Below are 18216 nucleotides of genomic sequence, written 5' to 3'. Positions count from 1 at the left end.
GAGGTTTGCCGTCGCAACGGTCGAGCCATCGGAGTAGCCTCAGACCGATTCGCACAGGTCCATCAGCCATCGGCCAGTATTGGCGCCGCGCATCAGGGTCGTCGATTCTACCGAAATCACCACCAGCCCAAAGATCGCCGGCAGCCATGCCATCGGCAGCGTCGGTCCGGTAGTACCCACCCGCGAACTCTGCAAATCTCTCATAAAATAAGCTCCCGCCCTCGATCCGTGGCCATATCCATTGGACGCGTCAGGCCTTGCCCTCGTTCCATGAATTCCTTTCAGTACGCATTACAAGCGACTTATCTTCTATCTTGTAATTCAATTGAATTGCAAGATGTTCTAATATCGTATTAGGTTGAGGTGTGATCATGGCGGCAAACGCGCTTGTACAAACCCGGATCGATGCCGGTATAAAAGAACGGGCCACGGCAGTTCTGTCGGACATCGGCCTTACCGTCTCCGACGTGGTGCGTATCGTCCTGACCCGAACCGCGAATGAAGGAGAGGTTCCGTTCTCTTTGACCGACAACACTTCTGAGCATGACGCTTGGTTTCGCGCCCGGGTGCGGGAGGCCCTGGATGACCGCAAGCCAGGCATCTCTCACGATAAGGTGGAAGCGCACTTTGCACGGCGACGGTCTGCGGCGCTCCGCAAAGCTGAGAAGGTCAAAGCTTGAGGTTGGAGTGGACGGTCTTTGCCCAAAGAGATCGAGACCTGATATTCGATTACATCGAAACTGACAACCCGCGTGCAGCCGTCTCCATCGACGAACGGATCGGCGTACAAGCCGCCAGACTGATCCGGTTTCCTGAAAGTGGCCGTCCTGGCCGAGTCGAAGGCACAAGGGAACTTGTCGTCAACCGCACTCCTTATATCATCGTCTACCGTATCGCCGGTTCACGATTCGCATCCTGCGGGTCCTTCACGGAGCGCAACAGTGGCCAGCCGAACCCGAATAAATCCTCACCAAATCGTCAGTCGGCTGCTAATCCTTGGCGCTCATCGTTGGTCTTCCCCTACTCGACGTGATAATTCGGAGCTTCCCGCGTGATGATCACGTCGTGCACATGGCTCTCGCGCAGCCCGGCGTTGGAGATTCGGATAAACCGGGAATTCGTCTGCAAGTCTGCAATCGTCCCGCATCCCAGATATCCCATGCCCGACCGCAATCCACCCACTAACTGATAGACCATCGCCTCCAGCGGCCCGCGATGAGGCACCCGGCCTTCAATCCCTTCGGGTACGAACTTGCCTAACCGGTTCGAGGAAGATCCCTCACGCGCCGTCAGATCAGGCTTCTCCGTGCTCGCCGCCTCGTCGATGTCTTCCTTGCCCTGGAAGTATCGCTCGCCCGAGCCCTGCGACATCGCCGACAGCGAACCCATTCCGCGATACGCCTTGAACGACCGGCCCTGGTACAGAATCGTCTCGCCCGGGCTTTCATCCACCCCAGCAAACAGCGACCCGATCATCACCACGCTTGCTCCGGCGGCAATCGCCTTGGCCACGTCGCCCGAGTACTTGATGCCGCCATCGGCAATCACCGGAATCCCATGCTGGCTGGCCGCGCGATATGCCTCCGAGATGGCCGTAATCTGCGGCATTCCCGCGCCCGTCACCATGCGTGTCGTGCAGATCGAGCCCGGTCCAATCCCAACCTTGATTGCGTCCGCCCCAGCATTAATGAGCGCCATCGCACCCTCGTAGGTCGCGATATTGCCCGCCATCAGATCGACGTCAGGGAAGTGTTTCTTGACCGCGGCAACCGCTTCGAGAACACGCGAAGAGTGCCCATGTGCGGAGTCAATCGCCAGAGCGTCCACTCGTGCCTTTACCAGCTCCGCCGCGCGCTCCAGAAAGTCTCCCGTCGCTCCAATCGCGCCCGCCACCCGCAACCTGCCCTGGCTGTCCTTCGACGCGTTGGGATACTTCAGCTTCTTTTGAATGTCCTTGACCGTGATCAGGCCCTTCAGCTCAAAGTCGTCGTTGACGACCAGCAGCTTCTCTACGCGGTGCTCATGCAGGATCTGCTCCGCCTGCTCCAGCGTTGTCCCCACCGGAACCGTAATCAGGTTCTTCTTGGTCATCACCGAATCGATGGTCAGATCGGTGCGCGAGACAAACCGCAGGTCGCGGTTGGTAAGAATGCCGACCAGCTTCTTGTTCTTGGTCACCGGCACGCCTGAGATCTTGTACCGCCGCATCACATCGAGCGCTGCCGCAATCGTCTGCTCCGGGTCGATGGTCACCGGATCGACGATCATCCCGCTCTCCGACCGCTTGACCTTGTCGATCTCTCCTGCCTGTTGCTCGATGCTGAGATTGCGGTGGACGACCCCCAGCCCTCCCTGCTGCGCCATGGCAATCGCCAGACGCGACTCGGTCACCGTATCCATCGCCGCAGAGACCAGCGGCGTATTCAGAACGATGTTCCTGGTCAGTTGCGTCTGGGTGCTTACCTGGGTGGGGATGATGTCGCTATAGGCCGGAACGAGGAGAACATCGTCAAAGGTGAGAGCTTCAGGAATCGGGGAAGTAATCATGTTTTTATGTGTCCCGGCAGATAAGCCAGAGTGAGAGCTGCGCCTAAAAACCAAAGGATTATCCTAGATTGTAGAGTCGCCCACCCGGCAGAGCAAATCCTCGCTCTTTCTGCTCTCCTCGTTTCTGCTGCCATTCTTCGAAAGGCGCTAGTTATCCGAAGGCCTTTCGACATGGTCGATCACGTAATACACGACTGGCCCTTTCTCCGCCTCAAGCTTTAAGCCAAGCTGCTGCTTCAATGCGTCAAAGATCGACGGACGATCCAGCAATCCGGCAGGGAGCTTCTCTTGCGGGACGTTGGGTGGCAATACCGGCGCAAACGACAGCGTGAAGTCGTAGCTCTGGGTCAGCCCGGTCCTGTCGATTACCGGACGCTCATCCTGATGCAGCACGCGCCCCAGCCACCAGCAGAAGTACTCCATGTTGACCCTCTTGCCGACCGTGACGCCATCCTCGTTGTCGTTCATCGGAATACTGAAGTCCTGCTTACTCTCGTCGACCTTCATCTTCGATCCCGATTTATCCACCATCAGGGCATAGACTGGGCCTTCCTTGATCTCTTTGTGGAACTTCAGGTTGAACCGGTCGGCCAGCAGGTTCTGAAACATCACATGCAAATCGTCGACGCTGTAGGGATGGTCCACCTTGGCCTCGACATCGTAGCCGTCGCTGGCAAGCCAGTCCGGCGCGCCCTTGATCTGGCGCATGGGCACCTTGTACATCAGGCTGATCATCAGCTTTACCGGGATGTTCTGTGCCGAATATCCATTGCCTCCGGGCGTCGCTTTGATGCGGCCGTCGCGCACGTTCGGGTCGGATCGCCGGATCGCCGCTACGTCGAAGGTCAATCGCCCCGGCTTGTCCTTATCCTGATTCTGGCCATAGGCGAAAGTCATGCTCATCAGGCCAACGATCGCAGCCAAGAGGTACGAACTGCGCTTAATCCGTCCAGTTATGAAGAACTTCATGAGAGCCTCATTCAAGCATTGAAATCCCTATACAGGAGATGTATCATCAAAAAGAACGCTTTTGTTCCGTTGTTCGAACAGCCGTGACCGCACCGGCAAATTGACGGAAGAGATGAGTGGGTGAGAACCCACTTTTTATTTGCTTTAAAAACGATCCTGAAAAACCGCTATGTCGTTGAAATTGGACACAATTCGAGCCGCCGCACAACGCGTTGCCGCGTCGCATGACCTTGACCTCGTCGATATCGAGTTTCAGGGCGGCGGCAAGTTTCGCACGCTCCGCATTTTTCTTGAAAAGAACGCGGCTGAGCGCGCCAAGCTGGCTGAAACCGCTAATCCCGACGAGCTGCCCAAGGGCGTCCCCGTAGAGATGCTCTCCGGCGTCACCCACGAGGATTGCTCCCAGTTCGCCCGGGACTTTGGCACAGTTCTCGACGTAGAAGACCTCATCCCCGGAGCCGAGTACACCCTCGAAGTCTCCTCTCCCGGCCTCGAGCGCAAGCTGTACAGCGCAGAGGATTTCACCAGATTTCAGGGCAACCTCGTAAAGGTTCAGACATTCACGCCGATCAACAACAATCGGCAATGGCAGGGCAGGCTGGTGAAATTCGCGGACAACACAGCGACCGTCGACCTCTCCGCCATCAAGCAAAAGGGCAAGGCAAAGAAGGCCGCAACCGAACAAACCGTCGATATTCCTTTGGCGAATATCGAAAAGGCAAACCTGGTCGCGGAGATCTAAGTACCCGCATCAAAGTAACGATAAGCAGCAGGAAGCCCGCAGTCTGGGCAGTGAAGGACAAGTGACCGATGGCAAGTGTTTTGTATCAATCCATTGAGACGTTAAGCCGGGACAAGGGAATCGAACCCGAGATCGTTGTAGGCGCCGTTGAAGACGCTATCGCCCTCGCCACCCGCAAGTATTACAAGACGCAGGAGAACATGCGCGCCGAGATGGACCGCGACACCGGTGAGATCCGCGCCTACGTCTACAAGACCGTAGTCGAGACCCCTGAACAGGTCGAAGACGACATCAATCAACTGACTCTCGATCAGGCCCGCGAACTCGCACCCGAGGTCGAAGTCGGCGGCGAACTCCGCTTCTACAAGGACACCACCCCTCTTGGCCGCATCGCTGCGCAGATGGCCAAGCAGGTCATCTTCCAGAAGGTCCGCGAGGCCGAGCGCGACACTGTCTTCAACGAGTACAACCACCGCGCCGGCGAGGTCCTCAACGCTACTGTGAAGCGCCTCGAACCGATGGACGTCATCTTCGATCTGGGCAAGGCCGAAGCTCGTATGCCCAAGCGCGAGCAGTCCCGCCTTGAGCAATTTGCCGTGGGCGAGCGCGTTCGCGTCGTCCTGCTTCGCGTGGATCGCGCCGCCAAAGGCCCGCAGGTCATCGTCTCCCGCGCCGCGCCTGGGCTGGTGCAGAACCTCTTCCAGTCCGAAGTCCCCGAGATCTACGACGGTACGGTCACGATTCGCGCCATCGCCCGCGAAGCCGGCGAGCGCACCAAGATTGCCGTACAGTCCCGCGACAAGGACGTCGACCCGGTCGGCGCCTGCGTTGGCATGAAGGGCATGCGCGTGCAGTCCATCATCCGCGAGCTGCGCGGCGAGAAGATCGACATTATCGAGTTCTCCGAAGAGATCACCACCTTCGCCGAAAAGGCGCTGCAGCCTGCCAAGGTCAGCCGCGTCTCCATCACCGATCTTGGCGAGAAGCAGATCGAGGTCATCGTCGATGACACCCAGCTCTCGCTCGCCATCGGCAAGAAGGGGCAGAACGTTCGCCTTGCCGCCAAGCTGTTGCAGTGGAAGATCGACATCAAGAGCGAAGAGGAGAAACGCCAGGAGGTCGAGCAGCAGATGCAGGCCATGTCCGGCGGCCCCACCACACCGATCGAACAGGTCACAGAGCTCGGCGAAGCTGTCCTCGAGAAGCTCATCGCCGCAGGCATCACCACGGTCGAAGCGCTCGCCGACATGACCCCCGAGCAGCTCGAAGAGGTCCCGGGCATCGGTGAGAAGACTGTGGAAAAGATCTCCGTGGCCGTTCGCCACTACTTCGGCCAGTACGAAGAAGGCGAGGAGCGTCCTGCCGTTCAAGCTCCCGCAGCCGCCGAAGCCGCATCTGAAAACGAAGAAGCGGAGGCAGATACTGTGAACAAGACCCCAGAGGCAATTCTCGCTGAAGCAGCAGAAACCGGCACCGCCGAAGAGGTGGACGATACCTCCTCCGAGGAGATTGCCGAAGCTGAAGATGAGGCAAGCGACGCATTCAGCGATGCTGATGCTCGCGAAGAACAGATTGAGTCAGATAACGACAGCGTGGATTCCCTGGTGAACGAGAGCCAGGAGATCTCCGACGAAGGCATCGATAGCGATGGACCAGACCGTGGCTAGCCGTATCAGCCATGCAACCCATTCTTCGCTGAATCGCCCCAAAGGCGTTTCGGCGATAATACATACAACCAAAGATTCCTACCTCAATGAGGCTGATATGAACAGCTAAGGGCGCAGGGAAGCGAAAAGGGACGGATGAGCAAAGTTCGAATCAACGATCTGGCACGAGAACTGGAAGTAAAGAGCAGGCCGATTCTCGATGCGCTGGAAGCGATCGGCGTCACTGGAAAGACGCACTCCAGCTCCATCGAGGCCGATCAGGCCGAGAAGGTGCGCAACTATTTTAACGGTGGAAGCCGCACCGCGAGCGCAGGGAGACAGGCCGTCGAGGCCAAGCCGAAGTTTGACCTCTCCAAGGTCTCCAAGCCCGGCGACGCCCTCAAGGCCATCCTCGAGCGCAAGCAGGCCGATGCTGCTGCCAAGGCCGCGCCGCCACGCCCCACGGCAGTTGTCGCCGCGCCTCCGCCTACGGCTCATGCCGCTCCAGTAGCGTCGCGGCCCGCAGCCCCTGCGGTCTCGATCTCCGCCTCGGCAGCCACACCAGCTCCGACCCCGGGAGTGCCACCTGCGCCGCGCCGCATTGTCCCGCAACCTCGTCAGGCTGCGAACATCATTACTCCCACGCCTCCTGCCCCCCCGGCGATTGCAAGCAAGCCGCCGGTCGGCCCGGTGATCGCGCGCCCACCCGCCACAGCTCCTGTGTCGGCCCAGCCTGTGGTCGTCGCACCTTCGGTCGTGGCTGCGCCTCTCGCCGCGAAGCCCACGGCCTCAACGCCATCTGTTGCTGCTGCTCCAACGGCCGCGGTCACGCAGCCCGCAGCCGCAACTACTGCGCCCGCCCCTGCACCGGAATCGGTCGCCGCCGCTGCCCCTGAAGCTCCAGTCGAGGCCGCTGCTCCTCCGGCACCAGTAGTACCAGCAGGCCCTCCGCCTCGCCGCGTTATCATGCCGCAGACCGGCCCGCGCCCCATCTACACTGCTCCCCCTGTCGCTCCCGGAGCACCGGCGCGCAGCCGTCCCATCTTCGAGCGCCCACGGCCCCAGGCCCCCGGCGCTCCTGGTTCTCGTCCCACCTCCTCCATGGCTCCCGGCGCACGCCGTCCCATGCACCCGACACGCACCTATCCCGGTGGCCCAGGCGGTCCCGGCGGAGCCCCCGGACGTCCCGGATTCGCTCCCGGAGCCCCGCGCCCCGGCTTTGGTGCTCGTCCTGGCTTCGGCGCGCGTCCCGGAGCCCCCGGTGCGGCTCCCGGAGCACCGCTCGGCCCCGGCGAGAAGCCAGGAATGCGTCCGGCGGCACGTCCGGCCTCGCGTCGTGGCAACCAGCGCTACGAGAAGAGCAAAGAAGGCCCGATGAAGGGCTTCCAGCCGCCATCGCGTTTCGGCGGAGCGCCCATCTCGCGTGAGCCGCTGCCTATCACCCGCACCATCACCGTCACCGAAGGCATCAGCGTCAAGGACCTCGCCGAGAAGCTTGACGTACGCGGCAAGGACCTTATCGCGAGCCTCCTGATGAAGGGCGTCTTCGTCACCGTCAACCAGTCGCTCGAAGGCGAACTGGTCAAGGACGTCGCTCGCCAGTTCGGCGCCGATGCCCAGGTCATCACGGTCGAAGAGCAGTTGGAGAACGAGGCCATCGAAGGCTTCCTCGAAGACACCACGGGCATGGTCGAGATCGCCCGGTCGCCAGTGGTAACAGTCATGGGCCACGTCGACCACGGTAAGACCTCGCTACTCGACGCCATCCGTTCCACCGACGTAGCTTCAGGCGAGGCTGGCGGCATCACGCAGCACATCGGAGCCTACAAGGTCCACGTCACCAAGCCCGACTCCCCCGCCTTCGGTCGCGAGATCGTCTTCCTCGACACTCCCGGTCACGAGGCCTTCACCCGTATGCGTGCTCGCGGAGCGAAGATCACCGACATCGTCGTCGTCGTCGTTGCCGCAGACGATGGCGTCATGCCGCAGACCCTCGAAGCCATCGACCACGCTCGCGCCGCCAAGGTGCCGATCATCGTCGCCGTCAACAAGATCGATAAGCCCGACGCAAACCCCGCGAAGGTCATCCAGCAACTTGCTGCTCGTGGCCTTCAGCCTTCCAACCAGGGCGGCGACACGGAATTCGTCGAGGTCTCGGCGAAGAAGCGCATCGGCCTCGATCTGCTCGAGGAGATGATCTGCCTCGTAGCCGATATCAGCGCACCCAAGGCTGTTCTTGACCGTCCCGCAGTCGGAACTGTCATCGAAGCCAAGCTTGATCGTGGCCGCGGTGCGGTCGCATCGATCCTTGTTCAGAATGGAACGTTGCGTCTTGGTGATAGCTACATCGTCGGCAACACTTTCGGCAAGATTCGCGCCATGTTCGATGACCGTGGCCGTTCAATCACCGAAGCCGGACCGTCTACACCGGTCGAAATCCTCGGTCTCGAAAGTATGCCGGATGCTGGCGATACCTTCCTGGTCATGGCTGACCGCGACAAGGCCAAGGGCATTGCCCAGTACCGCAAGATGAAGGAGCGCGAGGCGCAACTGGCCAAGAGCTCCCGCGTCTCGCTCGAGGGCCTCGCCGAACAGATCAAGCAGGCCGGTATGAAGGACCTGAACCTGATCCTCAAGGGCGACGTGCAGGGCTCGGTCGAGGTTCTGGCCGACTCGCTGCAACGCATGTCCACCGAGAAGGTCCGCGTTCGCGTGCTGCACTCCGGCGTCGGCGCGATCACCGAGTCCGACGTTCTGCTCGCGTCTGCATCCAATGCCGTCATCATCGGCTTCAACGTCCGTCCCGACCGTAAGGCCGCAGAGATTGCGGAGCGCGAGAACGTCGAGATTCGTCTGCACTCGATCATCTACGAGCTTCAGGACCAGATCACCAAGGCGATGTATGGCTTGCTCGAACCGGTCTACAAGGAGAACTACGCAGGTCGCGCCGAAGTGCTGCAGGTCTTCAAGATCACCAAGGTCGGCCAGATTGCAGGTTGCCGCGTCACCGACGGCCTCATCAAGCGCGACGCTCAGGTTCGTGTCCTGCGCGACGGCAACGAGGTCTGGAAGGGCAAGATCTCCAGCCTCAAGCGCGTCAAGGAAGACGTCTCCGAGGTCCGTCAGGGCGTCGAGTGCGGTATCGATCTCGCCGGCTTCAAGGACATCAAGGCAGGCGACGTCATCGAGTCTTTCACCACGGAGACGCTCGCTGCCGAACTTGGCCAGAACTCAGCCGTAGCACGCAAGGCAGAGAAGGCCGAGAAGGAAAGGGCCGCAGCCGAAGCCGCTGCAACTGCGAACGAAACTTCGGTCAACGCCTAGCGATTGCCTGAAGCTGCATCCACAAAGGGCGGGATTTCGATCCCGCCCTTTTATTTTTTTGAAGCACATTCTTCAGAGATCAGAAGCGCCGTACATCCCGGTAGAAGACGCAATGGCTCTCCAGATACCAGGAGCAGAGGAAGAGAAGCAGCATGATGCCCGAAGCCCAATAGAAGACTTGAATGGGAAGTGTCGTCATAAGCCGCTTACTGTCCGCAGAGGTCTCTTGCACGGATTCGCGAAAGATTAATCCACTGATCAGTGAGATTCCGGCAGCCAGGGACAACAGTTCAAGAGAGTCCAGGATCGTCTGATGCAGGTCACTGGCGGGAATTAAAAAAGCCGTGTGGAATACAGCGCACAGGGAGAGCAGGCATAGTAGTAAGGCGACCGGCTTGGCGACCTCGATCAACATACTCGAACACTCACGAGATGAGTCTACCGCTCTTTAGGAATCAAAATCCAACCAGGAATCTCAGGGAAGAGGCGCTTGGACGGTTTGCCCTTGCAAAGGCGTAAAATCAGAGAAATCCTATGGTCTTCGTGCTCGATAACTACGACTCTTTTACCTATAACCTAGTGCAGTACATGGGCGAACTCGGCGCAGAGATGGTGATTCGCCGCAACGACGAGTTGACCCCGGCCGAGGTCGAAGCTCTGCACCCGGACCACATCCTGATCTCGCCCGGGCCTTGCACACCGCAGGACGCGGGCATCAGCATCGAGCTGATCCGGCACTTTGCGAGGGCGAAGCATCGCGTTCCGCTGCTCGGTGTCTGCCTGGGTCATCAGGCCATTGGAGCAGCGTTTGGCGGCAATGTTGTGCGTGCTCCGAAGTTGATGCATGGCAAGACCAGCGAGGTGGAGCACGACGGCAAGACCATCTTCAAGGGCATTCCATCGGCGATGACCTGCACGCGCTATCACTCGCTGATCGTCGCCGAGGACGGCTTCCCAGAAGAGTTGGAGGTCTCCGCGCGGACTGCGGATGGCGAGACCATCATGGCGCTGCGGCATCGTGAGCTGCCCATTGAAGGCGTGCAGTTTCATCCCGAGAGTGTGCTGACCGTGCATGGCAAGCAGATCATCCAGAATTTCCTGAAGATGTAACGTGGTGAAGATGAAGCTCCAGTTGGCGATTTTGTTCGCGGTACTTTGCGGAGCCGCACAGGCTCAGCAGCCTATTGGCGACGTGGCCGTGCAGGACGCCACTGTGGCAGGCGAGCTTACCGTCAACAATGGCCGCGCCGTTCTGGTCGCCAACACCACCGTTACTGCAAAAGACCACACCGCGGATGTCAGCTTGAATCGCGGCGGCTCGATCCATGTATGCGCCACCAGCGGCCTGCACATCACTGCCGGTAAGAGCGCGACAGGGCCAGCGCCGCTGATGCTGTCGCTCGATCGCGGTGCCATTGAAGTACGCATGGCAGCGACGACCAGCGATGTCATCATGACGCCTGACCTGCGTTTCGGAATCGGTAGCAACGGACCGCTTGACCTGAGTCTTCGCGTCACCAGCAACGGTGATACCTGCGTCGAGAATCGCGGCGCAAGCGCGCCGATTCTGACTGGCGCTGACCAGTTTAGCGAATCGAGCTATAACCTTCGTCCCGGCCAGCATGTTCTGTTCGAGCATGGCAGCCTGAAGGAAGTGGTGGACAACGAGAGCTCTCCCTGCGGCTGTCCTCCTGCTCCAGCGCCGGGACTCTCTTTGGCGGATGCAGCCGTGAAAGCTGGCGGCACAAAGCAGACGGTGGAGGCGCAACATCCTTTTCCCGCCGCCATCAGTAATGGACTCGCACCTGTGGCGTCGGTTCCGCAAGCCCCAGAGGGCGTAGTCCACGCGCAGGTCGCGACGACGTTGAGCTACGACGCCAATGGAAACGCAGCCAGCCCGCCGCTACCCAGCGAGGCGGCGGAGGCCAATACGCCAGCGACAGGTTCGGTATCACCGTCGGCAGCGGCTACAGAATCCTCGGCTCCAACACCGCAGCATCATTCGGACGTTGGCCACTGGATTGGCCACTTCTTTAAGCGGCTGTTTGGCCGCGGCTAAGGCGGACGGGCAGCTCCCTGAGCTACAATTAAAGGGTTGTGGGCGAGTCGGCAGCGATTCCGCACCCACTCTGCCACTTCCAAATACAGCATAGAAATCAGGGGTTTTCCTTATGTCGATTCCCGCCACGCAGATGCGACCGGGCATGGTTATCAAGTATAAAGACGACCTTCATTCGGTCTTCTCCGTCGAACACCGCACGCCGGGTAACCTTCGCGCCTTCATCCAGGCCAAGCTGCGTAACGTCCGCACCGGAGCGATGTTCACCGAGCGTTTCCGTTCGCCTGATCCCATCGAGCGCGTCTTCGTCGACGAGATCAAGATGGAGTTCCTTTACAACGATGGCGATGACTACTACTTCATGGACGAGAGCTTCGAGCAGACCATGCTGAAGCGCGAGACCCTGGGCGATGCGGTCGATTACCTGCTGCCCAACCTGACGATTGGCGTGAGCTACCACGATGGCAAGGCGGTCGGCATCGAGCTTCCGCTGGTGGTCGAGATGACCGTGGTGGAGACCGAGCCGGGCATCAAGTCGGCGACTGCGTCTTCCGTCACCAAGCCTGCCAAGCTGGAGACGGGACTTGTGGTGCAGGTGCCTCCGTTTATCAATGAAGGCGAAAAGATTCGCGTGGATACCGCTGAAGGCGCTTACATGAGCCGCGCGTAAGCTGCGGCAGCGCCTTAGAACAACGGCGAAATACAGGGGTCTCTCCACTGCGCTTCGCTTCGGTCGAGATGACGTGTAGTTATGGCAAGATGGAGAGCCGAGATGTGAAAATGGCCGATTCCTCTTTAGGAAACGGCCATTTGTTTGACGATTGATTTCCGCTGGGACTGCTTTATTGCGCGGGAAGCGTTGCCATGTCTATCACGAAGCGGTACTTCACATCGCCCTTGACGACGCGCTCGTAGGCTTCCGGAAGATTCTGGATGGGTGTCAGCTCGATGTCGGAGACGATGTTGTGCTCGGCGCAATAGTCCAGCATATCCTGCGTCTCAGCCATGCCGCCGATCATTGATCCCGAGAGCGAACGGCGATTGGCGAGAATGGCGAAGGGAGTGATGGACAGTGGCTGCTCCGGCAGGCCGACCGAGCAGAGCGTGCCATCGAGCCGCAGAAGATTGAGATAGTCATTCAGGTTGTGCTCGGCGGCGACGCAATCCAAAATGAAGTCGAAGCTGCCTGCATGTTTTGCCATGGCACTGGCATCTTTGCTGATGACGACTTCATCGGCTCCCAGCTTCTTTGCGTCCTCGATCTTGCTCTCGGACGTTGTGAACTGGACGACGTGCGCTCCGAAGGAGTGGGCGAACTTCAAGCCCATGTGTCCCAGACCGCCGAGACCGACTACGCCGACCTTCTTACCTTTACCGGCTTTCCAGTGGCGCAGGGGCGAGTAGGTCGTGATGCCCGCGCACAGCAGCGGCGCAACGGCGGCAAGATTCAGCTTCGGCGAGATGGTATGTGTGTATTTCTCATCGACGACGATATTGTTCGCGTAGCCGCCAAAGGTGAGTTCGCCCTTGTAGTCGCGCGCGTTGTAGGTTCCCACCATGCCTTTGACGCAGTAGGGCTGCGCTTCGGCCTTGCAGTTCTCGCAGATACGACAGGAGTCGACCATGACGCCAACGCCGGCCAGATCGCCCTTCTTGAACTTGGTCACTGCCGAGCCGACTGCGGTGACGTGGCCGACGATCTCGTGGCCGGGAACCATGGGATAGATGGACTGGTTCCACTCGTCGCGGACCTGGTGAATGTCGGAGTGGCAGATGCCGGAATAGGCGATCTCTACGACGACATCGTTCGGGCCAGGCTCTCTGCGGTCGAAGTTGAATGGAACCAGTGGCGACTTCTTATCGTGTGCGGCGTATCCATGCGACTTCATTGTTTTCTCCAATTGCTTTCATTGCATCAGATGCAGAACTCAGTTAGTTGCTTATAGCAAAGTTGACTGTAATTGTGGTGTCTACTGTCACGGGCTCACCATTCAGAAGATATGGCTTATATGTCCATTGACGGACAGCCGCCAGCGCAGCTATGGCCAATTCTGGATCTGGAACCGAAACTAACCTCAACCTGTAAATGTGTCCGTCGCTGCTTATCAAGGCACGCATCACAACAGTACCAGTTGCATGTCGCGCCCTTGCTCCCTCGGGATAGTGGGGTGGCGTACTGCTTAATCGTTGCCCTGCGATCACTCCGCTACCCACACGAACGGCATTCGTTATCTTTTCCAGTTTGGTTGCGGGCATAAAATCAATGTCCGGGAGGCTGGCGGTATCCAGCTTCTCAACGTGTGAACTCATGACGGTCACATCGTTCATCTTCGCAGTGATCGCGGTTGCGACAGTACGCGTTTGAAATACACCAAGACTGTTGCGAATAATCAGCAATGAGCCGAAGTCAAAACTCGCCCGCAGTGTATCTTTATCGCGATCAAGGCAATAGGTCGGAAAGAGGCCGAGAGGTGCAAATGGCGCATCTTTAATCGGCTGGCTCAACATGATGCAGTCGAGTGGGACCTTCCCGAAATTCTGTTGGCGCAGTTCGGGTTTCGCACCAGCTTCATCATCTTTGCTTGGCATGGGATGCACAACCTGTTCGCGTACTGTATCCAACATTTCAGGTGCTGCACCGACCCCGGTACTTCTATAAAGGCCATCCTTGGTCTGAATCTCTGTGGCCGTGTATGAAGGGCTGGTGAAGATGCGTTTATCTTTGTCCTGGCCTGCCCACCACTCTTCTAGAGTTCCTTGTTCCGTCGGCTGGCCCTTGGCATCAAAGAGTTGGAAGCTTACCTTCAGATGCCATGGCCGTAGTGTCGCATCGTCCAATGCGGTTGTAGCATCCGCACTTTGCAGTCGAGCAGAAATTGCTGCTCCATCTTCCGCGTGTAATCTTCCGAAAGAGACCAGCAACGCTCCTGCAACCAAGTACCTGCCAATCGAGAAAGTCATTCAGCGCTCCGGGTTGCAGAATAGATCATTTCGCGCAAACAGTCTGCGGAGTTACGCAACTCCTCCTTCATACCAGACAGCACCGAACTATTCGTCGTAGTGCAAGAGGCTGAGGACGTCGTATTCCTGAAACTTTTCGCGGCCCTTGAGGAAGTCGAGCTCGACGGCGAAGCCTAAGCCTGCGATCTCGCCGCCGAGCTGACGGACGAGCTGAACGGTAGCTTGCATCGTGCCGCCGGTGGCGAGCAGGTCGTCGACGATGACGACGCGCTGTCCGGGCTGGATGGCGTCGAGGTGGATTTCGAGGGAGTCGCTGCCGTACTCGAGGTCGTAGGTGACGCGGGCAGCCTTTGCGGGCAGCTTGTTGGGCTTGCGTACGGGGACGAAGCCCGCGTTGAGACGGTAGGCGAGCGCGGGGCCGAAGATGAAGCCGCGGGCCTCGATGCCGAGAACCAGATCGATGTCTTTGCCGATGTAGTACGCAGCGAAGGCGTCGATGAGCTGGGCAAAGCCTGCCTTGTCCTTGAGCAGCGTGGTGATGTCGTAGAAGAGGATTCCCGGCTTGGGAAAGTCGGGAACGGTGCGGACAAGTTCTTTCAATGGTTCGCAGTTATGGGACATCGTTTTTACCAGGCTCCTTCAATGTTGAACTCTCCGAGATTTGTACCTTCGCTCTCGTCGAGCTCGTGTTCGATGACGGCATCGACGCGGCTGCCGCGTGAACCTTTGCGGAGCGCATCTTTTAATTCCGCTAAATCTTTGGTGTCGCCTGCTGCGACGATCTCGACGTGGCCTTCGTCGGTGTTGCGCACCCAGCCCTTGAGGCCGATCTCAGCGGCCTCGCGATGGACGAACCAGCGGAAACCGACGCCCTGCACGCGGCCTTTGACGAGGTAGTGACAGACCATCGCTGCTAGAGGACCATGTGGTCGGGTGGAATCTGTACGGGGCCTTGGTTGTCGCCGGGGAGACGACCCAGCTCAAGTTCGGGCTGGATGTCCTCGTTGATGACGGGAAGGCTGGGCAGATTGTCAGTACGTCCAGCTTCGCGGACGACGGCGTCGGCGTGGGTAAGGACTTCCTCCACGGTCATGGTGTACATCTCGCGGCCGTTGTCGTAGCCGGACTCGATAGCGTGCTTGAGATAGCGGCCAGCGGTCTGGGCGGCGAGGTAGTCGGTGATGACGTGGCCGTTGCGGCGCTTCTGCTCGACCCAGGCGACGTTGGGCATGGCGATCCAGACGGGCTTGCCGTTGACGGAGAAGCGGATATCGGTGGCGTCGGCGTGGCGTGTGGCGATAGCAACGACGGTGCCTTTCCACATGCAGCGGAGCTCTTCTCCGGTCCAGCGGTCGGTTACTTTGAAGTCTTCATACATAGCTGTTTCTAGATTAGTTCACGGTGGGGGTATGGGCAAGGCGCGGCTGGCTTTGCCTTGCCCATGATCCTCGATAGCTGTTCGTCTCCAGGTGTAGTCCTGTAAGCCCGGAAGAAACGCAGATTCCCTCCGGGAATGACAACAAAACGGGGCAAAGATGATCCGATCAAGAGTTACACATGTAGGAAAAGTGCTCTAAACAGATCCTCGACCCAGCGCTTTCCGGGAAGGGTGCTCTTGCTCAGTATTGTTTTCGTCGGGGCTGGAGTAGTCCGTGACGGCGAAATCGAGGCCGTCGGGGGAGGTGGCGAAGTCACGGACGACGTCGGTGGGTTTGGGGCGGGATTGGAGTCTCGCGGCGTTGGCGGAGGCGAGCTGGAGGCCGTAGAGAAGCGTGGAGGCGCGTTTGGTGTCAAGGCTGCTGGTGGCGAGCGCGTTGATGACCATCGAGAGCGCGAGCTGGATCGATTCGGAGTCTTCGAGCGCGAGTAGTTCGAGGTGCGTGCCGGGGATGAGATAGCCGCGCGTGGCATCGGTATAGCGGAATTTGCGGTGCCGCTGATGAAGGCGGTGGTGGAAGTAGCACCACTGATCGCCGGACAACGATGGAGAGCCACAGCGGGTTCCATTGGTGCGGACATGACGGCATAAAGGCGTTGGCATACTCTGCTCCTTGGTGGGGTACCCCCGGGGGGTACCTTGGTCATAAGTCGAATGGCTGCAATGAGTTGGCGAAATAGTACTAGCTAAAATATTGCAAACACGGTAGTTACAGCTAAAATATTGATTTAAAAAGGGAAAGCCCCGACGTTTGCCGAGGCTTTCTTGTTTTTGATCTCTATTAATTGATTTTAGTGAATTGCGCGAAACTAACCTGCAATTAATATCACCTTTGGTCTCATGGATTTAGGAGGTTTTGGGGCTTGACATCGTATTTCTGGGCCAAAAACGCCAAAAATAAATTTGGTTTCCGATGTCAGGTGACTTTGCCCTCCCGACGGTGGTAGAGAGTTAAAGCCAGAATTACGAGCGGCATGATGATTTCGGTGACCAGGAAGATGCCTGAGTTGTTAGAAGCGTGATTGTTGTTAAGTGTCATCTGCCGAATGTGCCCTATGGCATCGCCCAACAACCAGACTGCGTTTGCGATGGCTGTCGCCAACCAGAAGTTGCCCCGAAACTTCAGACACAAAACGCCTAAAATGCCAACCGTCAGGTCTGCCATCCCGACTTCGTATTCGTAAGGGCTTGTTGACCATCCTATGGATGCCGATGTCTCAACCGGACGGAAGACGTGTGCATAGGCGGTGAGCACTCCCATCAGGCCAACATAGAAGAAGAACAGATACAGCAGATATGTTCCGGCAATTGTTGCTCCGCTGCTCCGCCGTTTGGGTGAGACTGCAAGGTGAATCGACGCTCCCACAACCGCGATGAGTGTAAAAATCACTTGGAACATACAGCCTCCAGAAAACTCTTAAGAATCACCTTGCACCGAGCGTAGAAACATTGCGCAGTGCACGGACAGTGTCATGTTGGAACTCACTGCTCGTGTTAAGCGAGAGTGACTGCAGGATAGGCTTCAATGTATTCCTCGCCATTGCAACCCTGGTAGGCCACCGTGCGTGCTTCCAGGTCTACGTCATAGCGCACGACCCCAGCTCGCCAGGTGGTATCCAGAAACTCCGGGAATGTACTTTCACCGGCCTGATCCACGCGAAGCGCCTTGATTAAGGCCCCCTCATCAAAGGCCGGTACATCGACGGCGCCGTTGACCAGAGGTGAGTTCTGCATGACGACTGACCCTTCCTGCGTCACGTAGAGGCTCTGGCAGGATGGGAGCGACCAGATATTACGAGTGACGCCAGCTCTCCGCAAAACCTCGGCGAGATAGGGGAATCCATCCACACGGGGACGGCCCGCTTGTGCTGCTTGCATCGCTTTCATCAGAGTGTCGATAGCCTTGCTCATAAGATCTCTCCTTATTCGGTCGGAACATCGTGGATGTGGTTGTGATCTGCAAGTTTGATCAGCAGTTTCCGAAGAACGTTCTTCTCTCTTGCACTCAGACAATCGAAGTAGCGTGCATCGTTTTGATCGGCAATCGTAGCGAGCACAGGCAGGCTGCGCCGTCCCGCCCGTGTGACGGAAAGGAGCCGGAACCGGCTGTCCCCCTCTTTTGCATCCGTCTGAACCCAGCCCTTGGCGTCGAGTTTGTCGACGATTTTAGAAACTGCACCACGAGTCAATCCCAGACGGTCGGCTAACTCCCCTGGTGCTGCCTGTCCGCGCTCGTGAAGCTCACGCAGAAGCACCCATTCCGCAACCGAAGTCTGCTTCTGCTGGAGGGCGCGGGCAAACGTGCCTGAAACAGCATTCGAAACGCGTCTGAGCCAGTAGCCCAGGTGGCTCTCTAGCTTAGGTGCAGGCCTTTCGTTCGCTGCAGTAGTTTCCATGGAAATAGTTTTACTTTCTATGGAAACTATTTGTCAAGATTTTTTCTGACTCAACTCCCCATAAACGCGCTTATGTGAATTTGCCGGGGGGGGCTGATTCCGGCTTATCGCGACTTGCGGCCTGGAGCAGCGAT

21 protein-coding genes are annotated in these 18216 nt (G+C 58.4%); 8 read left to right on the top strand and 13 right to left on the bottom strand.

The window, feature by feature from the left end; all coding sequences use genetic code 11:
- Window positions 1-39: 39 nt before the first annotated feature.
- Entirely contained in the window at window positions 40-204 is a 165-nt protein-coding gene (locus tag GSQ81_RS06680; RefSeq protein WP_158910010.1) for a hypothetical protein, read from the bottom strand.
- Between the two features lie 167 nt (window positions 205-371).
- Between GSQ81_RS06680 and GSQ81_RS06675 the strand changes: the two genes are divergently transcribed.
- Window positions 372-680, top strand: coding sequence for a type II toxin-antitoxin system RelB/DinJ family antitoxin (locus tag GSQ81_RS06675; protein WP_158910009.1), 309 nt, complete (start codon window positions 372-374; stop codon window positions 678-680).
- Entirely contained in the window at window positions 677-1033 is a 357-nt protein-coding gene (locus tag GSQ81_RS06670; RefSeq protein ID WP_254060054.1) for a type II toxin-antitoxin system RelE/ParE family toxin, read from the top strand. The genes GSQ81_RS06675 and GSQ81_RS06670 overlap by 4 nt, the downstream gene beginning before the upstream one ends.
- Here the strand turns inward: GSQ81_RS06670 and guaB are convergent.
- Both guaB and GSQ81_RS06660 read right to left on the bottom strand, forming a co-directional pair.
- Entirely contained in the window at window positions 1021-2547 is a 1527-nt protein-coding gene (guaB, locus tag GSQ81_RS06665) for an IMP dehydrogenase (protein WP_158910008.1), read from the bottom strand. The genes GSQ81_RS06670 and guaB overlap by 13 nt on opposite strands.
- A gap of 147 nt (window positions 2548-2694) precedes the next feature.
- Window positions 2695-3516: a TIGR03435 family protein gene (locus GSQ81_RS06660; RefSeq protein WP_158910007.1), complete on the bottom strand. Its 822-nt coding sequence runs from the start codon at window positions 3514-3516 to the stop codon at window positions 2695-2697.
- 169 nt (window positions 3517-3685) lie between these two features.
- Between GSQ81_RS06660 and rimP the strand changes: the two genes are divergently transcribed.
- From rimP to infB, 3 genes are all read left to right on the top strand, one after another.
- Window positions 3686-4258, top strand: a complete 573-nt coding sequence (gene rimP / locus GSQ81_RS06655; protein ID WP_158910006.1) for a ribosome maturation factor RimP — start codon at window positions 3686-3688, stop codon at window positions 4256-4258.
- A 68-nt stretch (window positions 4259-4326) separates the two neighbouring features.
- Window positions 4327-5925 (top strand): transcription termination factor NusA, encoded by a 1599-nt coding sequence (nusA, locus tag GSQ81_RS06650; RefSeq protein WP_158910005.1) that lies wholly within the window; start codon window positions 4327-4329, stop codon window positions 5923-5925.
- A 135-nt stretch (window positions 5926-6060) separates the two neighbouring features.
- A complete protein-coding gene (gene infB, locus GSQ81_RS06645; protein WP_158910004.1) occupies window positions 6061-9228 on the top strand; it encodes a translation initiation factor IF-2 in 3168 nt (1055 codons plus the stop codon).
- Between the two features lie 79 nt (window positions 9229-9307).
- Here infB and GSQ81_RS06640 read toward each other — a convergent pair whose 3' ends face one another.
- Window positions 9308-9643, bottom strand: coding sequence for a hypothetical protein (locus tag GSQ81_RS06640; protein ID WP_158910003.1), 336 nt, complete (start codon window positions 9641-9643; stop codon window positions 9308-9310).
- Between the two features lie 119 nt (window positions 9644-9762).
- Here GSQ81_RS06640 and GSQ81_RS06635 point away from each other — a divergent pair, with 119 nt between their 5' ends.
- The 3 genes from GSQ81_RS06635 (at window position 9763) to efp (ending at window position 11957) form a co-directional block, all read left to right on the top strand.
- Window positions 9763-10338, top strand: coding sequence for an aminodeoxychorismate/anthranilate synthase component II (locus tag GSQ81_RS06635; protein ID WP_158910002.1), 576 nt, complete (start codon window positions 9763-9765; stop codon window positions 10336-10338).
- A 4-nt stretch (window positions 10339-10342) separates the two neighbouring features.
- Window positions 10343-11287 (top strand): nuclease, encoded by a 945-nt coding sequence (locus GSQ81_RS06630; protein ID WP_158910001.1) that lies wholly within the window; start codon window positions 10343-10345, stop codon window positions 11285-11287.
- Between the two features lie 112 nt (window positions 11288-11399).
- Complete coding sequence (efp, locus tag GSQ81_RS06625) at window positions 11400-11957, top strand: elongation factor P (RefSeq protein ID WP_158910000.1); 558 nt, start codon at window positions 11400-11402, stop codon at window positions 11955-11957.
- 172 nt (window positions 11958-12129) lie between these two features.
- On the opposite strand, the gene GSQ81_RS06620 is transcribed toward efp, so the two are convergent.
- The 9 genes from GSQ81_RS06620 to GSQ81_RS06580 all read right to left on the bottom strand — a co-directional run bounded on the left by GSQ81_RS06620 (window position 12130) and on the right by GSQ81_RS06580 (window position 18082).
- Window positions 12130-13176, bottom strand: coding sequence for an NAD(P)-dependent alcohol dehydrogenase (locus GSQ81_RS06620; RefSeq protein ID WP_158909999.1), 1047 nt, complete (start codon window positions 13174-13176; stop codon window positions 12130-12132).
- Window positions 13177-13219: 43 nt separating this feature from the next.
- The gene (locus GSQ81_RS06615; RefSeq protein ID WP_158909998.1) at window positions 13220-14248 is read right to left on the bottom strand and encodes an energy transducer TonB; all 1029 of its coding nucleotides are present in this window, start codon (window positions 14246-14248) and stop codon (window positions 13220-13222) included.
- An 87-nt stretch (window positions 14249-14335) separates the two neighbouring features.
- On the bottom strand, window positions 14336-14869 hold the full coding sequence (locus GSQ81_RS06610; protein WP_158909997.1) for an adenine phosphoribosyltransferase: 534 nt from the start codon (window positions 14867-14869) through the stop codon (window positions 14336-14338).
- A 5-nt stretch (window positions 14870-14874) separates the two neighbouring features.
- Window positions 14875-15156: an acylphosphatase gene (locus GSQ81_RS06605; protein WP_158909996.1), complete on the bottom strand. Its 282-nt coding sequence runs from the start codon at window positions 15154-15156 to the stop codon at window positions 14875-14877.
- A 5-nt stretch (window positions 15157-15161) separates the two neighbouring features.
- A complete protein-coding gene (locus tag GSQ81_RS06600) occupies window positions 15162-15626 on the bottom strand; it encodes a hypothetical protein (RefSeq protein ID WP_158909995.1) in 465 nt (154 codons plus the stop codon).
- A 195-nt stretch (window positions 15627-15821) separates the two neighbouring features.
- A complete protein-coding gene (locus tag GSQ81_RS06595; protein WP_158909994.1) occupies window positions 15822-16289 on the bottom strand; it encodes a hypothetical protein in 468 nt (155 codons plus the stop codon).
- Between the two features lie 313 nt (window positions 16290-16602).
- Complete coding sequence (locus tag GSQ81_RS06590) at window positions 16603-17085, bottom strand: DUF6790 family protein (protein WP_158909993.1); 483 nt, start codon at window positions 17083-17085, stop codon at window positions 16603-16605.
- Between the two features lie 95 nt (window positions 17086-17180).
- A complete protein-coding gene (locus tag GSQ81_RS06585; RefSeq protein WP_216846391.1) occupies window positions 17181-17564 on the bottom strand; it encodes a DUF1398 domain-containing protein in 384 nt (127 codons plus the stop codon).
- Window positions 17565-17608: 44 nt separating this feature from the next.
- Complete coding sequence (locus tag GSQ81_RS06580; RefSeq protein WP_158909991.1) at window positions 17609-18082, bottom strand: MarR family winged helix-turn-helix transcriptional regulator; 474 nt, start codon at window positions 18080-18082, stop codon at window positions 17609-17611.
- Between the last annotated feature and the right edge of the window lie 134 nt (window positions 18083-18216).

The sequence above is a fragment of the Granulicella sp. L56 genome, from assembly GCF_009765835.1.
Lineage (GTDB): Bacteria > Acidobacteriota > Terriglobia > Terriglobales > Acidobacteriaceae > Edaphobacter.
This window is presented reverse-complemented; position numbering and strand designations above follow the sequence as displayed.

What these genes read in the sequence shown, in the direction of transcription:
- guaB (WP_158910008.1), bottom strand. Translation starts at nt 2,547, where the DNA reads ATGATTACTTCCCCGATTCCTGAAGCTCTCACCTTTGACGATGTTCTC.
- infB (WP_158910004.1), top strand. Translation starts at nt 6,061, where the DNA reads ATGAGCAAAGTTCGAATCAACGATCTGGCACGAGAACTGGAAGTAAAG.
- GSQ81_RS06600 (WP_158909995.1), bottom strand. Translation starts at nt 15,626, where the DNA reads ATGTATGAAGACTTCAAAGTAACCGACCGCTGGACCGGAGAAGAGCTC.
- GSQ81_RS06605 (WP_158909996.1), bottom strand. Translation starts at nt 15,156, where the DNA reads ATGGTCTGTCACTACCTCGTCAAAGGCCGCGTGCAGGGCGTCGGTTTC.
- efp (WP_158910000.1), top strand. Translation starts at nt 11,400, where the DNA reads ATGTCGATTCCCGCCACGCAGATGCGACCGGGCATGGTTATCAAGTAT.
- GSQ81_RS06585 (WP_216846391.1), bottom strand. Translation starts at nt 17,564, where the DNA reads ATGCAAGCAGCACAAGCGGGCCGTCCCCGTGTGGATGGATTCCCCTAT.
- rimP (WP_158910006.1), top strand. Translation starts at nt 3,686, where the DNA reads ATGTCGTTGAAATTGGACACAATTCGAGCCGCCGCACAACGCGTTGCC.
- nusA (WP_158910005.1), top strand. Translation starts at nt 4,327, where the DNA reads ATGGCAAGTGTTTTGTATCAATCCATTGAGACGTTAAGCCGGGACAAG.
- GSQ81_RS06580 (WP_158909991.1), bottom strand. Translation starts at nt 18,082, where the DNA reads ATGGAAACTACTGCAGCGAACGAAAGGCCTGCACCTAAGCTAGAGAGC.
- GSQ81_RS06675 (WP_158910009.1), top strand. Translation starts at nt 372, where the DNA reads ATGGCGGCAAACGCGCTTGTACAAACCCGGATCGATGCCGGTATAAAA.
- GSQ81_RS06615 (WP_158909998.1), bottom strand. Translation starts at nt 14,248, where the DNA reads ATGACTTTCTCGATTGGCAGGTACTTGGTTGCAGGAGCGTTGCTGGTC.
- GSQ81_RS06640 (WP_158910003.1), bottom strand. Translation starts at nt 9,643, where the DNA reads ATGTTGATCGAGGTCGCCAAGCCGGTCGCCTTACTACTATGCCTGCTC.
- GSQ81_RS06595 (WP_158909994.1), bottom strand. Translation starts at nt 16,289, where the DNA reads ATGCCAACGCCTTTATGCCGTCATGTCCGCACCAATGGAACCCGCTGT.
- GSQ81_RS06620 (WP_158909999.1), bottom strand. Translation starts at nt 13,176, where the DNA reads ATGAAGTCGCATGGATACGCCGCACACGATAAGAAGTCGCCACTGGTT.
- GSQ81_RS06680 (WP_158910010.1), bottom strand. Translation starts at nt 204, where the DNA reads ATGAGAGATTTGCAGAGTTCGCGGGTGGGTACTACCGGACCGACGCTG.
- GSQ81_RS06660 (WP_158910007.1), bottom strand. Translation starts at nt 3,516, where the DNA reads ATGAAGTTCTTCATAACTGGACGGATTAAGCGCAGTTCGTACCTCTTG.
- GSQ81_RS06635 (WP_158910002.1), top strand. Translation starts at nt 9,763, where the DNA reads ATGGTCTTCGTGCTCGATAACTACGACTCTTTTACCTATAACCTAGTG.
- GSQ81_RS06590 (WP_158909993.1), bottom strand. Translation starts at nt 17,085, where the DNA reads ATGTTCCAAGTGATTTTTACACTCATCGCGGTTGTGGGAGCGTCGATT.
- GSQ81_RS06610 (WP_158909997.1), bottom strand. Translation starts at nt 14,869, where the DNA reads ATGTCCCATAACTGCGAACCATTGAAAGAACTTGTCCGCACCGTTCCC.